Source organism: Guopingia tenuis (assembly GCF_014384805.1).
Lineage (GTDB): Bacteria > Bacillota > Clostridia > Christensenellales > Christensenellaceae > Guopingia > Guopingia tenuis.
Window position 1 is genome coordinate 66,676 of record NZ_JACRSS010000002.1, and the last position, 15,144, is coordinate 81,819.

Here is a 15,144-nt window from a genome sequence, read left to right on the forward strand (position 1 = left end):
TACACCGCAGCAAATAATATTCTATTTCTGTTTTTCCTTTATTACCTCAGCATTCAATAAGCCTTTGGCAATAATTCCCTGATATGCTGCAAACACAGCCAAAAAGACATAAAATACAGCATCATAAATAAATACAACCGTAATTCCCGTCACCAAAACGCAAATAACGCTCCAGCATAAGGTCCTTGTTTCCATTTTTCTTTCAATATTTTGATCGGAAATGGATCTTTTCCAAAAGAACAGGGCCTTTTTAATTAACGGCAACACCATCATTAACATGCCAACTATTCCCGTGCATGCCAGCAATTCATAATATAAGGAGTGGCTATATACATTTATCTCTCCCTGGACTGAGGCCAAGCCATTGCCCCAGATGGGACTTTTTAGGAACTGTTCCCATGCAACTGATTGATACGCCGCCCGCTGCATATCACCGCCCGTCGGCCCGCCGAACAATCTATCGACAACAACTAAGGAGGACAAGGAATCCGCCTGTAAATATAGGATAATTAATAATGCTATAAATACTATGATTATAAATATCTTGTATCCGGCGTTTCTCTTATATTTAATAAATAATAAAGAGTGAAAAAACGTCAAAAGGAGAAATAATATCACTATTACTCCTCTTCTTGATGCGGCCAGCACTTGCGCTACACATTCCGTTGCTAATATCACGATCAATAAGATCATGGCAATTTTATTCTTGGTACTGCTCATCAGAAATAATGTAGACATCACCCCGAGCAAAATAAAAGAAGAATATACATTCGAATTTAAATCACTAATTACCAGGGCGCCCGTATAACTTGCCGTCCCTTTAACCAATAAGGAGATAGACAGTGCAAATATCGTGCCGCACAAAATTGCCATTATCTTTTTAAATCTATTATAATCATAATCTATGCAGCTAAATATACATATCATGGGAATTAATAATTCCATTACATTGATAAATGCGGATACCGTTATGTTTTGATAGGCGGCAAAAGGAATTCCAAATAGGGCCGCAAATAAAATGAAGATGAAAACAAAAAATAACGGCTTATAGTATTGTAATTTTTTGATAGAGAGCGCTTCTAATACGAGCAGAGAGATTCCCAGGCCGATAAGCATTCCGTCTATCTCATAAAAAGCATATTGAAACCATAGTGTATAGACAAAGAACAATCCGACAACTATAAATTTCAAATTATTTACGATTGAACAAAAACGAGCTCGCAAATTAAATACCCCCAGGAATATCCCCGCATAACTAAGAAGAAAATGCCGCTTCTAAAAATTAACTTGGTTCCGCTTAACGGCCACCGCGACCGGCCATCGATATAAAATCCAATATTTTTTTTGCCCGCCGATGAATTGACAATTCCTGTGAATCCTGGAACCCTTTATTCCCCAGTTCCCTTCTTACAGAAATATTATCTTTCAGCAAAATAAGCGCCTGCCGAATTTCGTCAACAGAATTGGGATCTATTCTAATTGAATTATTATCATTTAAAACATCATCATTAAATGACAAGTTTGACGACACAACCGGAACCCCACACGACAATGCTTCTGCCACTGCATTGCATGAACCTTCGCTGAGCGTAGGCAGGCAAAAAACATCCACCGCATTCAGCAGCACAGGCACTTGCTCGTGCTCTAAAGGTCCACAAAAAAGTACCCGCTCTCCCGAAGGAGGAACATCTCCATTCCCCGGCACACCTGCAAAAACCACATAGGCATCATCTATTGTGTTTATAGCCTCTAACAGGCGTTTATCCCCTTTGCGTTGAATAAATCCTCCGACAAATCCTACGATAAATTTATCCAGCGGCAGATTTAACTTTTCCCTGCATTCTTTCCTATCCAGTTTTCTAAACAGCTGGTGGTCCACTGCATTTGGGGCAATAATGACTGGAATATCCTGAAAAATTCCAAGTTCATCTAACTTTTTCGCATTCTTTGTTGAAACAGAAATAACGCCCGCAAGGCCTTCAATGTCTTTTGAAGTCAGATCCCCATACGTCTTTTGCACTTGCGATTCATAGTCGCATTCACCAAAAGCCACAAAGGAAGGAATTTTCAGCAGTCTGCCGATTTTTATTGCAGCTAATCCCCCATACAAGAAAAAATGCCCATAGACAGCATCAAAAATTTCCCCTGCTTTTCTTATTTTTTTTGCAGCTTTTATGGCCCCATTTTCAAACCATTTTTCTGTAAGTTTTTCAGTGTTATAGGAACCAATCTGTTTGGAAGACGCAGAAAATACTCTTGGATATATAACGCGCACTTTATTCCCGGCAGGCGTAGTATGCACAGTTTCTCTTGGTATCGTTTTGATTTTCTTTCTGTATCTCATATATGAAACAGGAGAAATGACAGTGCAGTTTATCCCCGTATCAGCGATGGCAAATATTAAATTTTGAAAGAAAACATTTTTATATTTTTCTACCGGATTAGGATACCAGCCCGTAAAAAGTATTTTTTTATTTTCCATTTATATTCCCTACTCTTTTCTCAACATAGCTTCATACTCATCAAGCAAGATCTTTTCCATTAAGCCCCAATTATATTTCTCATCATATAAGTTTCTGGCCCTTTTCCCCATTTCCTCACACATTGCAGGGTTCGATTTGAAAGCTCTTACTGCATCATAGAACTCATTTACATCATAGTTTATCACAATTCCGATATTATATTTTTCGACAACTTTATCAATCCCCGTGCCTCTGCATACGATAACCGGTTTTCCCAAAGCTAACGATTCATAGAATTTATTTGGCGCACAAAGCCGGTGATTTCGGATCGTGGGCTCATAAATTGCAGATAAACAGATAGACTTTGACTCGTTTATGAGGCAATCCTTATACATAATCTGTCCTAAATATTTAAAATTTTCATACTTTTTATCCAGCTCCTTGGCCTGATCTTTATATAATCCATAACCTGCAAAGCCAAATTTCAGATCACTGTTATCTTTATACTTTTTAAAAATCTCTTCAATTAAACGTTGAATACAAAACGTTCCGCAATAAAAATAATCATATTCTATATCGTTATGAAGCCATTCTACTTCCGGGGTGTTATGCACCACAATGATTTTTTTGGGGGATGATTTTGCAATCTGCTCTCTTCGTTCATCTGTGCAGATTACAGTTACATCCGCCGTGTCAATAATTCCTATTTCCAGCTTTTCAATAAAGGACCGTAAACAGCTTGGAATCGATCCATGGCCATCAACATAATAATCAAAAATATCATATACGATTTTGATATTATACTTTTTGCACTTTTTGTAACACAATAGAATCGTATCAAGGTTGCAGGCATGAACAATATCCACCTTGTCCTTATTTTTGTGTAAAATATTGGCGACGAATCTTAACCATTTATACAGTTTTCCTATATTTTTAAAGCCAACATGATCCTGCACCTGATAGTTGAACATGCAAATCTTAATTTGCTTCAAATACTTTGAAAAAACCTCTTTACACTTTTCTTCTGAATGGCCTTCTCTGTCCCACCCTACAATTAATACTTGATACCCGGCCCTAAGTATAGAGGTGATTTCTTTTGTCGCCCTGGAATCGCTGTATATTCCATTGGCTCTCACATACATAACCGTTTTCATTTTATCACCTCTAATACTTTATTGGGATTCATCCAAAAGCCATTCAATAAAGTCCCGAACAGCTCCCTCTCCACCGTTGTGGTCAGCAATATAATCAGATACTTCAATGACCTGCCTCGCAGCATTTTTAGGGCAGCCAACCAGTCCTCCCGCCTCCTTTATTAACAGCATACAAGATAAATCATTGATGTCGTCTCCAATATATGCGACTTTTGAGAGATCCGGGGCGACCGACTGCATTTTTTCTATTTTATCTATCACCCCTTGATATATATCCTTTATCCCAAGTTCGCTGCCGCGTTGCAAAACAATATCCGAACTTCTTCCTGTAATAATCACCGGAATAATCCCCGCCGGAATAGCGATATCATGGATCCCGTACCCATCCTTTATATTAAAAGCTTTATACGCTTCCCCATGACCGCTCATATATATTTTTCCATCTGTCAATGTCCCATCGACATCCATTATTAAATACTTTACTTTTTTCATTTTATTCATATTGAGACGGTGTAACAAATTCAACAGTTACGCCTTCATCCCGTATTCTGTTGATAAAGTTTTTGTAATATCTATTTCTTCTCTCAACCTGTTCCGCATTCACCGGATGTCTGAGATTGGGATCGTAATAATTCTCATTGATATTTACAGAAAAACCGTCAAACCCAGCTAATTTCACCTTTTTCACGCCACATGCCCTCAATAGATTAAAAGCAATTACTGAAGAAGAATCATGCGTTCTTTCATCTACATCAATCCAGTTTCCGTAATTCAAAATTTTTACGTTTCCTCTCCCGCCTTTTGATATATTGGAGCAGACAATAATGTTTAATCCGGCGGCAATAGCGCTGTCATAAATATCTTTGCGAGTCGTCAAAAGATAATCATTGCAATCCAATACCGTATTTAATCCCAGCGTTACAACATCCTCTTGTTCTGCAATGGATCTTATCTTTTCCATGGCAGCCCCAATGCTCTTCCCCGGCGCGATAAGCAAAAGAGTCTTCCCGCGAAATGCCGCCTCCAAATCTGCAACCGCTGCCGCGTCATCTACGGATTTGCTGTCGTTATACCGCCGATATATTTCTTCCGCATAATTTTTATCAAAAGATATTTTTTTCTCAGGCACGATCAGCCCCAGCAGCTCTCCCACCTGATCGATGGGAAGCATATGCTTATTATAAAAATGGCTGGCATAGCTGGGGGAGCATCGATGAACTGCAGAAAGATAGTATTCCGGAGCATATCCCCAATAAAATTCCGAGTGCAGTTGGTTTATCACAGTATCAATCACCTCAAGCAACGGGGCTATGCGGTAATTCTTCCCATAATACAGATTCAGATGTTCAAGAAGAAGTTCCGTATTAAGATTCCCGGCGCCCTTTCCCATCCCCATAATAGAGCAGTCAAGCATGATATCTCTGTTTGTAGGGAACTGAAGCATGGCAATTGCATTAGAATATGACATCTGCAAATTGTTATGCGAATGGAACCCTAATATCATAGAAGAAATCAAATTATGATCAACCAGGTTTAAAACCCGGCTCATATCATTTGGACGCATTTCTCCAAAGCTATCAACAATATAAAATCCTGATGCATCCGGGAGTTTTGTATTAACCAGTCCAATAAACTCTAATAATTCCGCATCGCTATAACGCAAAGTTATCATTGGCTGGATATAAAGTTTATAGCCTTTATCCAGAATCTTGCGTCCGATAGAAATAACAGCCTGTCTATCTTTTTTATGAAACGCCAGACGAATTCCATCAATCCCCTCTTCTGTCCTTGGATGCAGATTATCCACGTTAAATTTGCCATAATCCATCATAGCAACATATAAAACCCCTGGTTTCTTATGTTTTAGTATGCAATGAGGGATTACTTTTTCATTTATATACTGGGTTCTGCCGGATTCGGATCCTTTATTTTCATCGATATAACCCATTTCAATAACATCTACACCCGACGCCTCTTGTGCCGCTAAGATTTTCTCCATATAGGTCTGTCCAAAGTTAAAATCATTAACACAGCCCCCATCCCGAAGCGTCACATCCAATACTTTCAGTGTATTCATGCTGGTTTTCCTTCCCCTTTCTATCGAATATAAATAAATCAAGCAATATGTAAAATGCTTTAACCCAAAGCCATACTCAATTTTTATAATTCAACATTTATCAAAGCTTCGGCTAAAGCAAAATCTTCCGGATGATCTATATCAACAGATTCTTTAATAGACACCTCTTTAATAAATGGCTTTTTGCCAATTCGTCTCCGATACTTTTCATAGACTTCTTTTGTGAAAACATAGACACCGGACGTTTCCTGATATATCGGCTTCAGATCCTGTGTCCTCGGCAAATCAGATGCATCAAAATTCAAAGGTCTGCCATCTTGCCATAAATAATCCTGGAGCTTTACCGCACAAAAAGCGGAGTCATACTCTCCAGATTTTACCGCCCCAATACACTCTTTCATTGTTTCTACTGTAATAAACGGGGCGGTTGCATGTGCATATACATATATGTCGGCCTCTATTACAGCCCTGAAGTTATCAAAAATCTGTGTGAAATTGGATGTCGGCAAATCTAAAAATTTCGGTCTTTGAATAAATACAACGCCTTCCGGCAAAAACGGAATAACCGCTTCATCGCTGCAATAAACATTGATACTGTCACAAAACCCCGTCTCTTTTAGACGGTCCAGTTCATATTGGAGGAGGGGCTTTCCCCCAAGCATCCGGGTATTTTTCCCTGGGCATCTTTCATTTATTAATTTAATTGGCATTATGGCAACTATACTCATTATATTTTTATCCCCTTCATATAATCATATATTAACTCGGCGGCACATTTCATGGAACCTTTGGGATTATTCCAATACACTTTAGAAATAGCTTCCAGCTTATCGTTTGTATGTGAAGAGATATCTACCAGCTTTAGCGCGTTCTCTAACTCCTTTTTATTCGTGCATACAGCTGTTGCATACCGTTCATAAAAGCTGAATTCCTCATTCGGAAATTTCCAAATAATAAGATTGTCCGATTCATATAAAGCTCTTCCCAACAAGGCAGATCTATGGCCCACATACACATTCACTGAAGGCAATCTTCCATTGCGTATATACTCAATATTATGATCATTTAATATCTTATATAAACTTTGGTCACTGCGCGGATGTAACTTGACATACAGCTTTGTTGTCTTATCAACTAAATCCGCAAACGATGCAAGGAATTTCTCGAGATCCTTTTTTTTGGCGCTTCCATCTTCCACTAAAGCATTGGCTATATAGCAAATGGCTTCTTCTTTTTTGCCGCCCGGGATAAATCCATCCAGATCATGGTCTCCGATTAATCTTATCTGATCCTTTGTATACCCATGATGCGACATATAGTATTCATCCCAATATTCGCCCATTGTCAATATATATTCAGCTATAAGGCGCATAGAAAACTGCGCTTCCACAATCATGGTAATATTCTTTTTCTTTTTTAATACTTCTGCGATAACTTTGACAAATGATTTCCCATCATAACGGCACATATGTCGGACAATATTTAAATATTCAAATACCTTGGAAAGCTGCCCGATAACTGATATCGCATTTGCTGCCGAAACGTCGTTGATATTCATTCCGTCAAACATAACGCCTTCTTGCAGCATAATCGTTTTTATTCCCAGTTTTTTCGCATGAAGAATAAACTCCAGATCCGGTATCCGGCATTGAGTAAATACAATAATTTTTACTTCTTGAGAAATCAAGAAATCATCAATATTTTTTATTTGCTTTCGGTGATAAAAATAATCAATGAAACTCTCCTTTTTCTCTTCCTCCGTCGGCAATTCTATACAGACAGCCCCCATAAACACAGAGCTGTCCTTTTTCTTTATTTCTTTCGCAATCTTAAAAGCGAACTTTTTCAGGTCAACTAACGGACGCTCGAAAAATAAAATATCTATCCCTTTTTTTTGCATTGGACGCTTCTCTTTCAACTTCTTTACTTATACTTTTTTCCCAAAACTGCCAATACTGTCCGGGCCATAGTTGTCAGATCCCCAATAAAAGAAAATTTTCTAATGCTTTCGAGATTATATTTCATTTTCTCTGGAAGCACATTCTCTATATAAACTTTGTCCACATTATCTGCCGCATCGAGCAGCTCCGCCTCATCTTTATACCGTATACTAGCTTCACTAGTAATTCCAGCAGGCAACAATAAGGTGGCACACATCTCTTGGCTGTATTTCTTTACAAATTTTATGGCTTCCGGCCTGGTCCCGACAAAAGACATGTCTCCCCGCAATACATCTATCAATTGTGGAAGTTCATCCAGCCTGTACTTTCGGAGGAATTTTCCCACTCGTGTGATCCGCCGATCATTTTCCACGGTAACATGTGACCCAATCTTATCTGCATTTGACACCATCGTCCGAAATTTATGTATTTGAAATACCTTTCCATATTGTGTTACTCGTTCTTGGCGGTAAAAAACACCTCCCGGCGAATCCAAAACAATGGCAACGGCAACAACCAACATAATAGGGCTCAAACAAACTAACATAACCAACGCAAGCAGAATATCAAAGCATCTTTTCAGTCTCAGGCTAAACTGTCGCTTGGAAAGAACGTCGTAATAAGCTCGAACTTCGGGAATCTGAAATTCCTTTGGCAATTCTTCCCACTTTCTCCATCTCATGTTTTTACCACCATATTATTTCCGGTATCTATTCAGAGATATTTTTTAACAACATCCTCAAAATTTGCTGTTACATATTCCACATCTTCGTCTGATAGCTTTGTATGCAAAGGCAAAGTAATTTCTTCTTCAAAATAATGGTATGCATTGGGGAAATCCTTAATATCCCATCCATATTTCTTATAGGCGGTCATCATCGGCAGAGGTTTATAATGTACATTGCAGGCAATCCCTCGTTTCGCCATTTGAGTAATAATTTCATTGCGCTGTTCACAGCTAATGCCCGGGACCCTTGCCAAATACAAATGTCCTGAAGATTGAAAATCCTCTCCATAATGAACCAGATGCTTCACGCCCAATTTATCGCACACCGCATCATATTTTCCAATTATTTCTTTCCGCCTGGTCAGCAATTGGGGATAGCGTTCCAGCTGCCGCAGCCCTATCGCTCCCATAATATCCGTCATATTGCATTTATACCATGGGCCAACGATATCATATTCCCAGGAACCAAGCTGGGTTTTTGCCAGCGCATCCTTTGACTGTCCATGTAAACTGTATAGCTGAAATTGATGATAAACAGCTTGGTCATCCAATCCCGGAATGTTTCTCCATGTGGCCGCACCGCCCTCTGCTGTTGTTAGGTTTTTTACTGCATGAAACGAAAACGCTGAAAAGTCAGCAATCTCTCCAGCCATTTTTCCATGCCGGGATGCACCCATTGCATGAGCGCAGTCTGCGACGATAGCTACGCGCCCTATCGCATTCTGAATATTATTGGATGCAGTAAAAAGATTCTTTTTATCCTCTGCTGCTTCAAAAATCCGATCATAATCGCAGACAATCCCCCCTAAATCGACAGGGATAATCGCTTTTGTTTTTTCCGTAATGGCCGCTTCCATGGCATCATAATCCATCTCACAGGAATCCAGCTGTGAATCAATAAACTTAACAACAGCCCCAACGTGAATTGCCGCAGACGCGGAAGACGTATAGGTATATGCCGGAACTAAAACCTCGTCCCCTTCTCCAATTCCCAACAGGCGAAGAATCAATTCCTCCGAAGCCGTGGCAGAATTAAGACACACCACCTTGTTGGTATGAAAGTATTCTGCCAATCGATTTTCAAACTCTTTGACCCGAGGCCCCGTAGTGATCCATCCGGAACGAAGCGTCTCGCATACTTCCTGGATTTCAAGTTCTGAAATATCTGGCGGGCTGAATGAAATGCTCCTGTTTTTCATATTCGTATCCCCTCCATAATCTATAGCCATGTATCATACTCAGTTTTTAACGCCTATCAAATATTTGGCAATTTGCCAGAATTTTTTCAGGCCATTCTTTGCGCCTGCCCCCGTTTCCTATCTCTATTACAGTTTCTCAACCTTTCCCCCTGGGAAGGGCACAGGACTCATATTTTATAGAATTCCTTATACCATTCTGCAAAACGCCGCAGGCCTTCTCTTAGTTTCGTCCCGGGTTTAAACCCAAAATCCCTTTCGAGGGCGCTGGTATCTGCATAAGTAACAGGGACATCTCCGGGCTGCATGGGAACCAATTCTTTATGGGCTTCAAAGTCATAATCTTTAGGCAACACCTCGGCACGGATCAACTCTTGCTGGAGAATATTCACAAAATCCAACAGGTTTTCCGGGCTGCTGTTTCCAATGTTATATACTGCATATGGCGGTATCGGCAATCCATCTTTTCCGGTTTTTTTCTCCGGCGGAGCCTGCATTACCAGTTTTACCCCATGAACGATATCATCAATATAGGTAAAATCCCGCTTACAGTTTCCGTAATTAAAAATCTGAATTTTCTCACCTTTTAATAATTTGTTGGTAAACCCGAAATAAGCCATATCCGGCCGTCCGGCAGGGCCATAGACAGTAAAAAAGCGAAGTCCTGTCGATGGGATATTATAGACTTTGCTATATGCGTGGGCAAGCAGTTCGTTGCATTTCTTCGTGGCAGCATAAAGGCTCACCGGATGATCCACCATATCTTCCGTTGAAAAAGGAAGTTTTGTATTTCCGCCATAAACCGAAGACGAGGAGGCATAGACTAAATGTTCCACACCTTCCGCTCCACCATTATAGGAATTCCTGCAGGCTTCCAGAATATTATAAAATCCATCCAGATTTGATCGGATATAAGTATCTGGATTTGTAATACTATAGCGCACGCCCGCCTGCGCCGCCAAATTGACTACAATATCCGGTTTATAAAGTTGAAACAAAACGTCGACCACAGATTTATCAGAAATATCTGCCTTAATAAAAATCCAGGAGGATTCCTCATGCTCTGACGCCTTTTTTTCAATTCTTTTTAATCGATATTCTTTAATGGAAACATCATAATAATCATTCAAATTATCAATGCCAATAATTGCAACAGACGGGATGGTTTCCAGTAATTCCATCGCCAAATTGGAACCAATGAATCCGGCTGCTCCAGTTATCAAAATCTTTTTATTTTCCAGACTGATATATTGCATATTTTTGTCACCTTTTTGATCTAAATTATATGTCTTTCTTAAAATCTACGCTTGCCCCGCAATTGCAGATATTTTTATCCTTATATTAGTTGTTTCTTCCGGCATTATTATATTGTGCCGGGCAGTTATATCCTTCTAAAAATACTTATCCCAACATCCCGGAGTACATTTATTTATATAATTTATCCAGCTTTGGCTGCAGCTATTTTCCCCCACTGCGCCAGATCAATTATTTCCCTGATGAGGCATAAGGATTGCTTTCGCTCAAGTATATTTTCGCTTTATAACTATTTCATCCCATTGGCACACGGATCATTACATACCTCATTGGGAAATTGAAAAACCGCCTCTTTACATCGAATAGATGCTGCTATATAGAAAATTTTTCATTTTCCCCCGCCGTTCATTAGCCGCCCAGCATAGCCCAACATAATCCGGCCCCAACTATGCTCACTGCTTGTGCAGTTCTTCCCGCGGTTAAATCCACTTGGCCTTTTTAAGGCTGCGGCTACACAGGCGGACATAAGATTCACACTGCTTTACTCCATTGCATATTGCTTCAAAAAAACAAATGCCGTTGATTCAGGTTCTCTTTTTCTGTATGAGAACACATAAATATTGCTGCTTTCTTCATTTTATTTTTTTGCCACATTTGCAGCCGGCAATTGGTCCAGCCTGCCGCATTTATGCCTCTTGTTTCTGGGAGGTATCGCTCTCCCCCGTCCATTGATAGGAGGGAACAATTTCTTTCATCACTTTCTGCACATCTGCCTCTTCCGCCGCCTCATTATAAGAAACTTTTCCAAGACGCGCAAGTTTCTGTTCAAAATCCGCCCGATCGATATGCAAAAGCGGTGCAACGAAAATCTTCTCATGGGATGTCTTTATCAATTTTCCCCGTTCTTCTTCCGTCATGAGTTCTTCATACATTTTTTCTCCAGGCCGCAGCCCGGTAAATTGGATGGGCATATCTTCTCCCGGCGTATAGCCATAGAAACGGATAATTTTCTTCGCCAGATCCAAAATCCGGATGGGTTCTCCCATATCCAGAACATAGGTACAGCCGCTCTGCGCCAGGCCGCCCGCCTGCAGCACCAGCTGGGCTGCTTCGGGAATCGTCATGAAATACCGCACGATATCCGGATGCGTCACCGTCACCGGCCCGCCGCTTTTGATCTGGGCCTGGAACAGGGGAACAACACTGCCATGCGAACCCAGCACATTGCCGAAGCGGACGGCCATGCATTTCATTTTCCCCGCCTGTGCCGCCAGCTGCACCATCATCTCGTTGATGCGTTTGGTTGCACCCATGACATTCGTAGGGTTCACGGCCTTGTCCGTAGAGAGCATAACAAACCGCTCCACGCCGAACTCCTGGGCCGTCTCAATGAGATTCTGTGTTCCAAAGACGTTGTTGTTTACCGCCTCCTTGGGAGAAAACTCCATGAGGGGAACATGCTTGTGGGCCGCGGCATGAAACACGACCTGCGGCCGGTAATGGGCAAACACCTCCCGCAGCCGCCGGGAATCACAGATCGAGCCAATCTCGGCCTGGAAATGGCATTCCCCGTTATACATCCGCTTGAGCTCACATTCCAGGTCATACACGGTATTTTCATAGATATCGAACACCACCAGCAGTTTCGGGGCAAATTTCACGATCTGCCGGCAAAGCTCGGAACCGATGGAACCGCCGCCGCCCGATACCAGGATCACCTTATCCGTCAGATAGCTGCTGATCTCCTCGGTTTTCAGATGCGTTTCCTCCCGGGAAAGCAGATCGGATATTTCCAGCTCCCGCAGCTGAAATTTTTCTGCCATTTTGCCGATCCCCTGAATCTGAGAAAGAACGCGGACCCGGCAGCGGGTCCTGCCGCAAAGCTCGGCCACCCGATCCATATTTACGTTATAGAGGGCGGATATGGCAATGATGATCTCATCAATGCCGTATTTCACAGCCAGCGTGGGAATATTCTCACAGTTTCCCCGGATGGGAATGTTCTGGATCTTCAAGCCCTGTTTGGCCGGGTCGTCGTCCACGGCCAGAATCGGCTCTCCGATAGCGCTCTTGTTCCGGTTACAGGTTTTTATTACATAGGCACCGGCACTGCCCGCGCCCACGATCATCAGGCGCTTATATTTCACGGGAGTTCCTTTTTTGTCCCCTTTGCGCATGCGGGGACGGTACGCACGAACCAGCATGCGGGCGCCGCCGGTAAGAGCAATCACAAGCACACAGGCAATGCAAAGCACCGCCCAGGACAGCCCCAGGCCAAGGATGCGGCTTATGACAAGCCCCAAAAATCCGGCCAGAATGCTCAGCCCCGTGAGCATCGCCAATTCCCGTCCGCCGGCATATTTCCAGAGAATGGAATAGATCCCGCCCAGAATAAACACCGGAATATAGGTGCAGATGCCAAGAACACAATATCTCAGAAAATATCCCGTATTCCACTGTATAGCCCCATTGCCTTCAAAACGCAGCAATATTCCCAGCGTCAAGGCAATGATTACCCATACTATGTCAAATAGTACCGCGAATACGCGGGAACGACTTCCCTTGTGCATGCTTGCTTATATCCTCTCAACTTTACTTCCAAAAATGCCGCTTCTATATGCAGCAATGTCCTACTTTTCATAAAGGAATTCCAATACCAATTCCTTATTCTTGTCCAGATCTGCTTTGATTACGCTGGCGCCGTTTACCCGGGCGTAATTCCATGTCTTGTCAAAGGGAATATGCCCGCCCTGCAACGTGAAATTGCCGGAGAATACAGCCGCTTTTCCCAGATCCAGCATCATCCCCAGGGACATATTGGTTTTTACATGCTCTGTCATTCCGTTGATCAGCGACAAAAGCGAAGCAACATCCTTTTCCTGCTTTGCCCGATTGAAAAATGAAAGCAGCACATCCCTCTGCCGGCGCGTCCGGCCCCAGTCGCCGTCCCCCATCTTGCGGTTGCGGCTGTGCGTGAGAACCTGCGCTCCATTGAGTGTATAGGTCCCGTCCTCTTCGGGAAGATCCGATGTTTTCGTAGTCTTGTTAATATACGCAGCCTCTTCCTTTGTTAGCGTAAGCTCCAAGCCGCCCAACATATCCACCATTTCCTGCATATTTTGAAAATCAGTGGAAATATAATATTGGATATCCAAACCAAAATTCTGGTTAATGGTGTTGATGGCCATGCCCACGCCGCCAAAGCGGTATGCCGTGTTGACGCGGTTCCAGGTTCCGTGCCCTGCAATGGGAACATAAGTATCCCGCAGGACGGAAACCAGTTTAGCAGTTCCCGTCTTTTTGTTATAGGAGAGAACCATCATCGTATCCGAGCGGCCGCCCGATTCCCCTTCGCGGGTATCTTCTCCGAGTACCAGGATATTGACGACATTTTCATCAATTGTATCCACTTTATAAATGGATTCTTCATATACGCCGCCATCCAGCGGATCGTCATAATCCACATCTAGGTCGTCCGGCGACTCCACCGGCTCCAGCGAAGGCTCGGGCTCGGGCGTTTTGATATCCGCCGGCGGCTCCGTCACCTGCACGGAATTATCCGTCATGCCATTCAGCCGAATGAGATAATATCCCCCTACCGCCAAAACTGCCACCAAAATTCCCAGCAGCACCCATAATGTAATTCTGAGAGCCAGCGGCTTCTTTTTCTTATCGCCTTTGCGGTGTTTTGCCATTCTCTTACCCCCTCGGCAGTCGTTTTGCGATGCGCCCAAACTGTTTATAGTCCGCTGCCGAATGCGCATCCGATCCAAAAATTCCGGAAAATCCCTGCCGCATCAGCTTTTCTGCGCAGCGGCGGCTCGGGCGCAGCGGCCCGCCCAGCAGCTCCAAAGCGTCGATCTGCAGCGTGCACCCCATTGCCTGCCAGTCCAGAGCGATCTCCAAGTTTTTTTGCACATATTGATATCGCTCGGGATGGGCAACGATAATTTCCAGCCCCTCTCTTTGCAGCTCATAGAGCTTGCGGTGCTCATCCATGGGCCTGGTGTGCATGCCAAATTCCATCAGGAGCTTCCGCGTGCCCTCAAAACAATATTTTCCCGCTTCCTCGGGCGAAAGGCCGGAAAGAATCCTCCAATGCACCTCAGCCCCCAAGCTCAGTTCTATACCCAGATCCGCAGCCTCCTGCCGCACCAGAGCATACCGCTCCTTTATAAGATCCCAGGGGGCGTCCGCCTCCCGGATATGCGGAGTGGCAACAATCGCCGTAACGCCGGCCTCCTTTGCCGCCTTGAGCATGGCAACGGATTCCTCACGCGTCTGCGCGCCGTCATCTACCCCAAACAGAACATGGCTGTGCGGATCTTTCATCT

General features: G+C 42.8%; 13 protein-coding genes. All 13 read right to left on the reverse strand.

From position 1 onward, the window contains the following. Positions 1-21: 21 nt before the first annotated feature. Positions 22-1,116, reverse strand: coding sequence for an O-antigen ligase family protein (locus tag H8693_RS05495; protein WP_249280153.1), 1,095 nt, complete (start codon positions 1,114-1,116; stop codon positions 22-24). 181 nt (positions 1,117-1,297) lie between these two features. After that, positions 1,298-2,482: a glycosyltransferase family 4 protein gene (locus H8693_RS05500; protein ID WP_249280154.1), complete on the reverse strand. Its 1,185-nt coding sequence runs from the start codon at positions 2,480-2,482 to the stop codon at positions 1,298-1,300. A gap of 9 nt (positions 2,483-2,491) precedes the next feature. Next, positions 2,492-3,616, reverse strand: coding sequence for a glycosyltransferase (locus H8693_RS05505; RefSeq protein ID WP_249280155.1), 1,125 nt, complete (start codon positions 3,614-3,616; stop codon positions 2,492-2,494). Positions 3,617-3,634: 18 nt separating this feature from the next. Continuing rightward, the gene (locus H8693_RS05510) at positions 3,635-4,141 is read right to left on the reverse strand and encodes a KdsC family phosphatase (RefSeq protein ID WP_249280156.1); all 507 of its coding nucleotides are present in this window, start codon (positions 4,139-4,141) and stop codon (positions 3,635-3,637) included. Then, positions 4,110-5,693, reverse strand: coding sequence for an aldolase catalytic domain-containing protein (locus H8693_RS05515; protein WP_249280157.1), 1,584 nt, complete (start codon positions 5,691-5,693; stop codon positions 4,110-4,112). The genes H8693_RS05510 and H8693_RS05515 overlap by 32 nt, the downstream gene beginning before the upstream one ends. 83 nt (positions 5,694-5,776) lie before the next feature. Beyond that, complete coding sequence (locus tag H8693_RS05520) at positions 5,777-6,421, reverse strand: acylneuraminate cytidylyltransferase family protein (protein WP_249280158.1); 645 nt, start codon at positions 6,419-6,421, stop codon at positions 5,777-5,779. Next, positions 6,421-7,611, reverse strand: a complete 1,191-nt coding sequence (locus H8693_RS05525; RefSeq protein WP_249280159.1) for a polysialyltransferase family glycosyltransferase — start codon at positions 7,609-7,611, stop codon at positions 6,421-6,423. Before H8693_RS05525 ends, H8693_RS05520 begins: the two co-directional genes overlap by 1 nt. A gap of 5 nt (positions 7,612-7,616) precedes the next feature. Further along, on the reverse strand, positions 7,617-8,315 hold the full coding sequence (locus H8693_RS05530) for a sugar transferase (RefSeq protein ID WP_249280160.1): 699 nt from the start codon (positions 8,313-8,315) through the stop codon (positions 7,617-7,619). A 32-nt stretch (positions 8,316-8,347) separates the two neighbouring features. Beyond that, entirely contained in the window at positions 8,348-9,559 is a 1,212-nt protein-coding gene (locus tag H8693_RS05535; protein ID WP_249280161.1) for a DegT/DnrJ/EryC1/StrS family aminotransferase, read from the reverse strand. 167 nt (positions 9,560-9,726) lie between these two features. After that, positions 9,727-10,812, reverse strand: a complete 1,086-nt coding sequence (locus H8693_RS05540) for an NAD-dependent epimerase/dehydratase family protein (RefSeq protein WP_283243763.1) — start codon at positions 10,810-10,812, stop codon at positions 9,727-9,729. A 684-nt stretch (positions 10,813-11,496) separates the two neighbouring features. Further along, positions 11,497-13,380: a polysaccharide biosynthesis protein gene (locus tag H8693_RS05545; protein ID WP_249280162.1), complete on the reverse strand. Its 1,884-nt coding sequence runs from the start codon at positions 13,378-13,380 to the stop codon at positions 11,497-11,499. A 60-nt stretch (positions 13,381-13,440) separates the two neighbouring features. Further along, positions 13,441-14,505: an LCP family protein gene (locus H8693_RS05550; protein ID WP_249280163.1), complete on the reverse strand. Its 1,065-nt coding sequence runs from the start codon at positions 14,503-14,505 to the stop codon at positions 13,441-13,443. A gap of 4 nt (positions 14,506-14,509) precedes the next feature. Beyond that, positions 14,510-15,142: a tyrosine-protein phosphatase gene (locus H8693_RS05555; protein ID WP_249280164.1), complete on the reverse strand. Its 633-nt coding sequence runs from the start codon at positions 15,140-15,142 to the stop codon at positions 14,510-14,512. Positions 15,143-15,144: the final 2 nt, after the last annotated feature.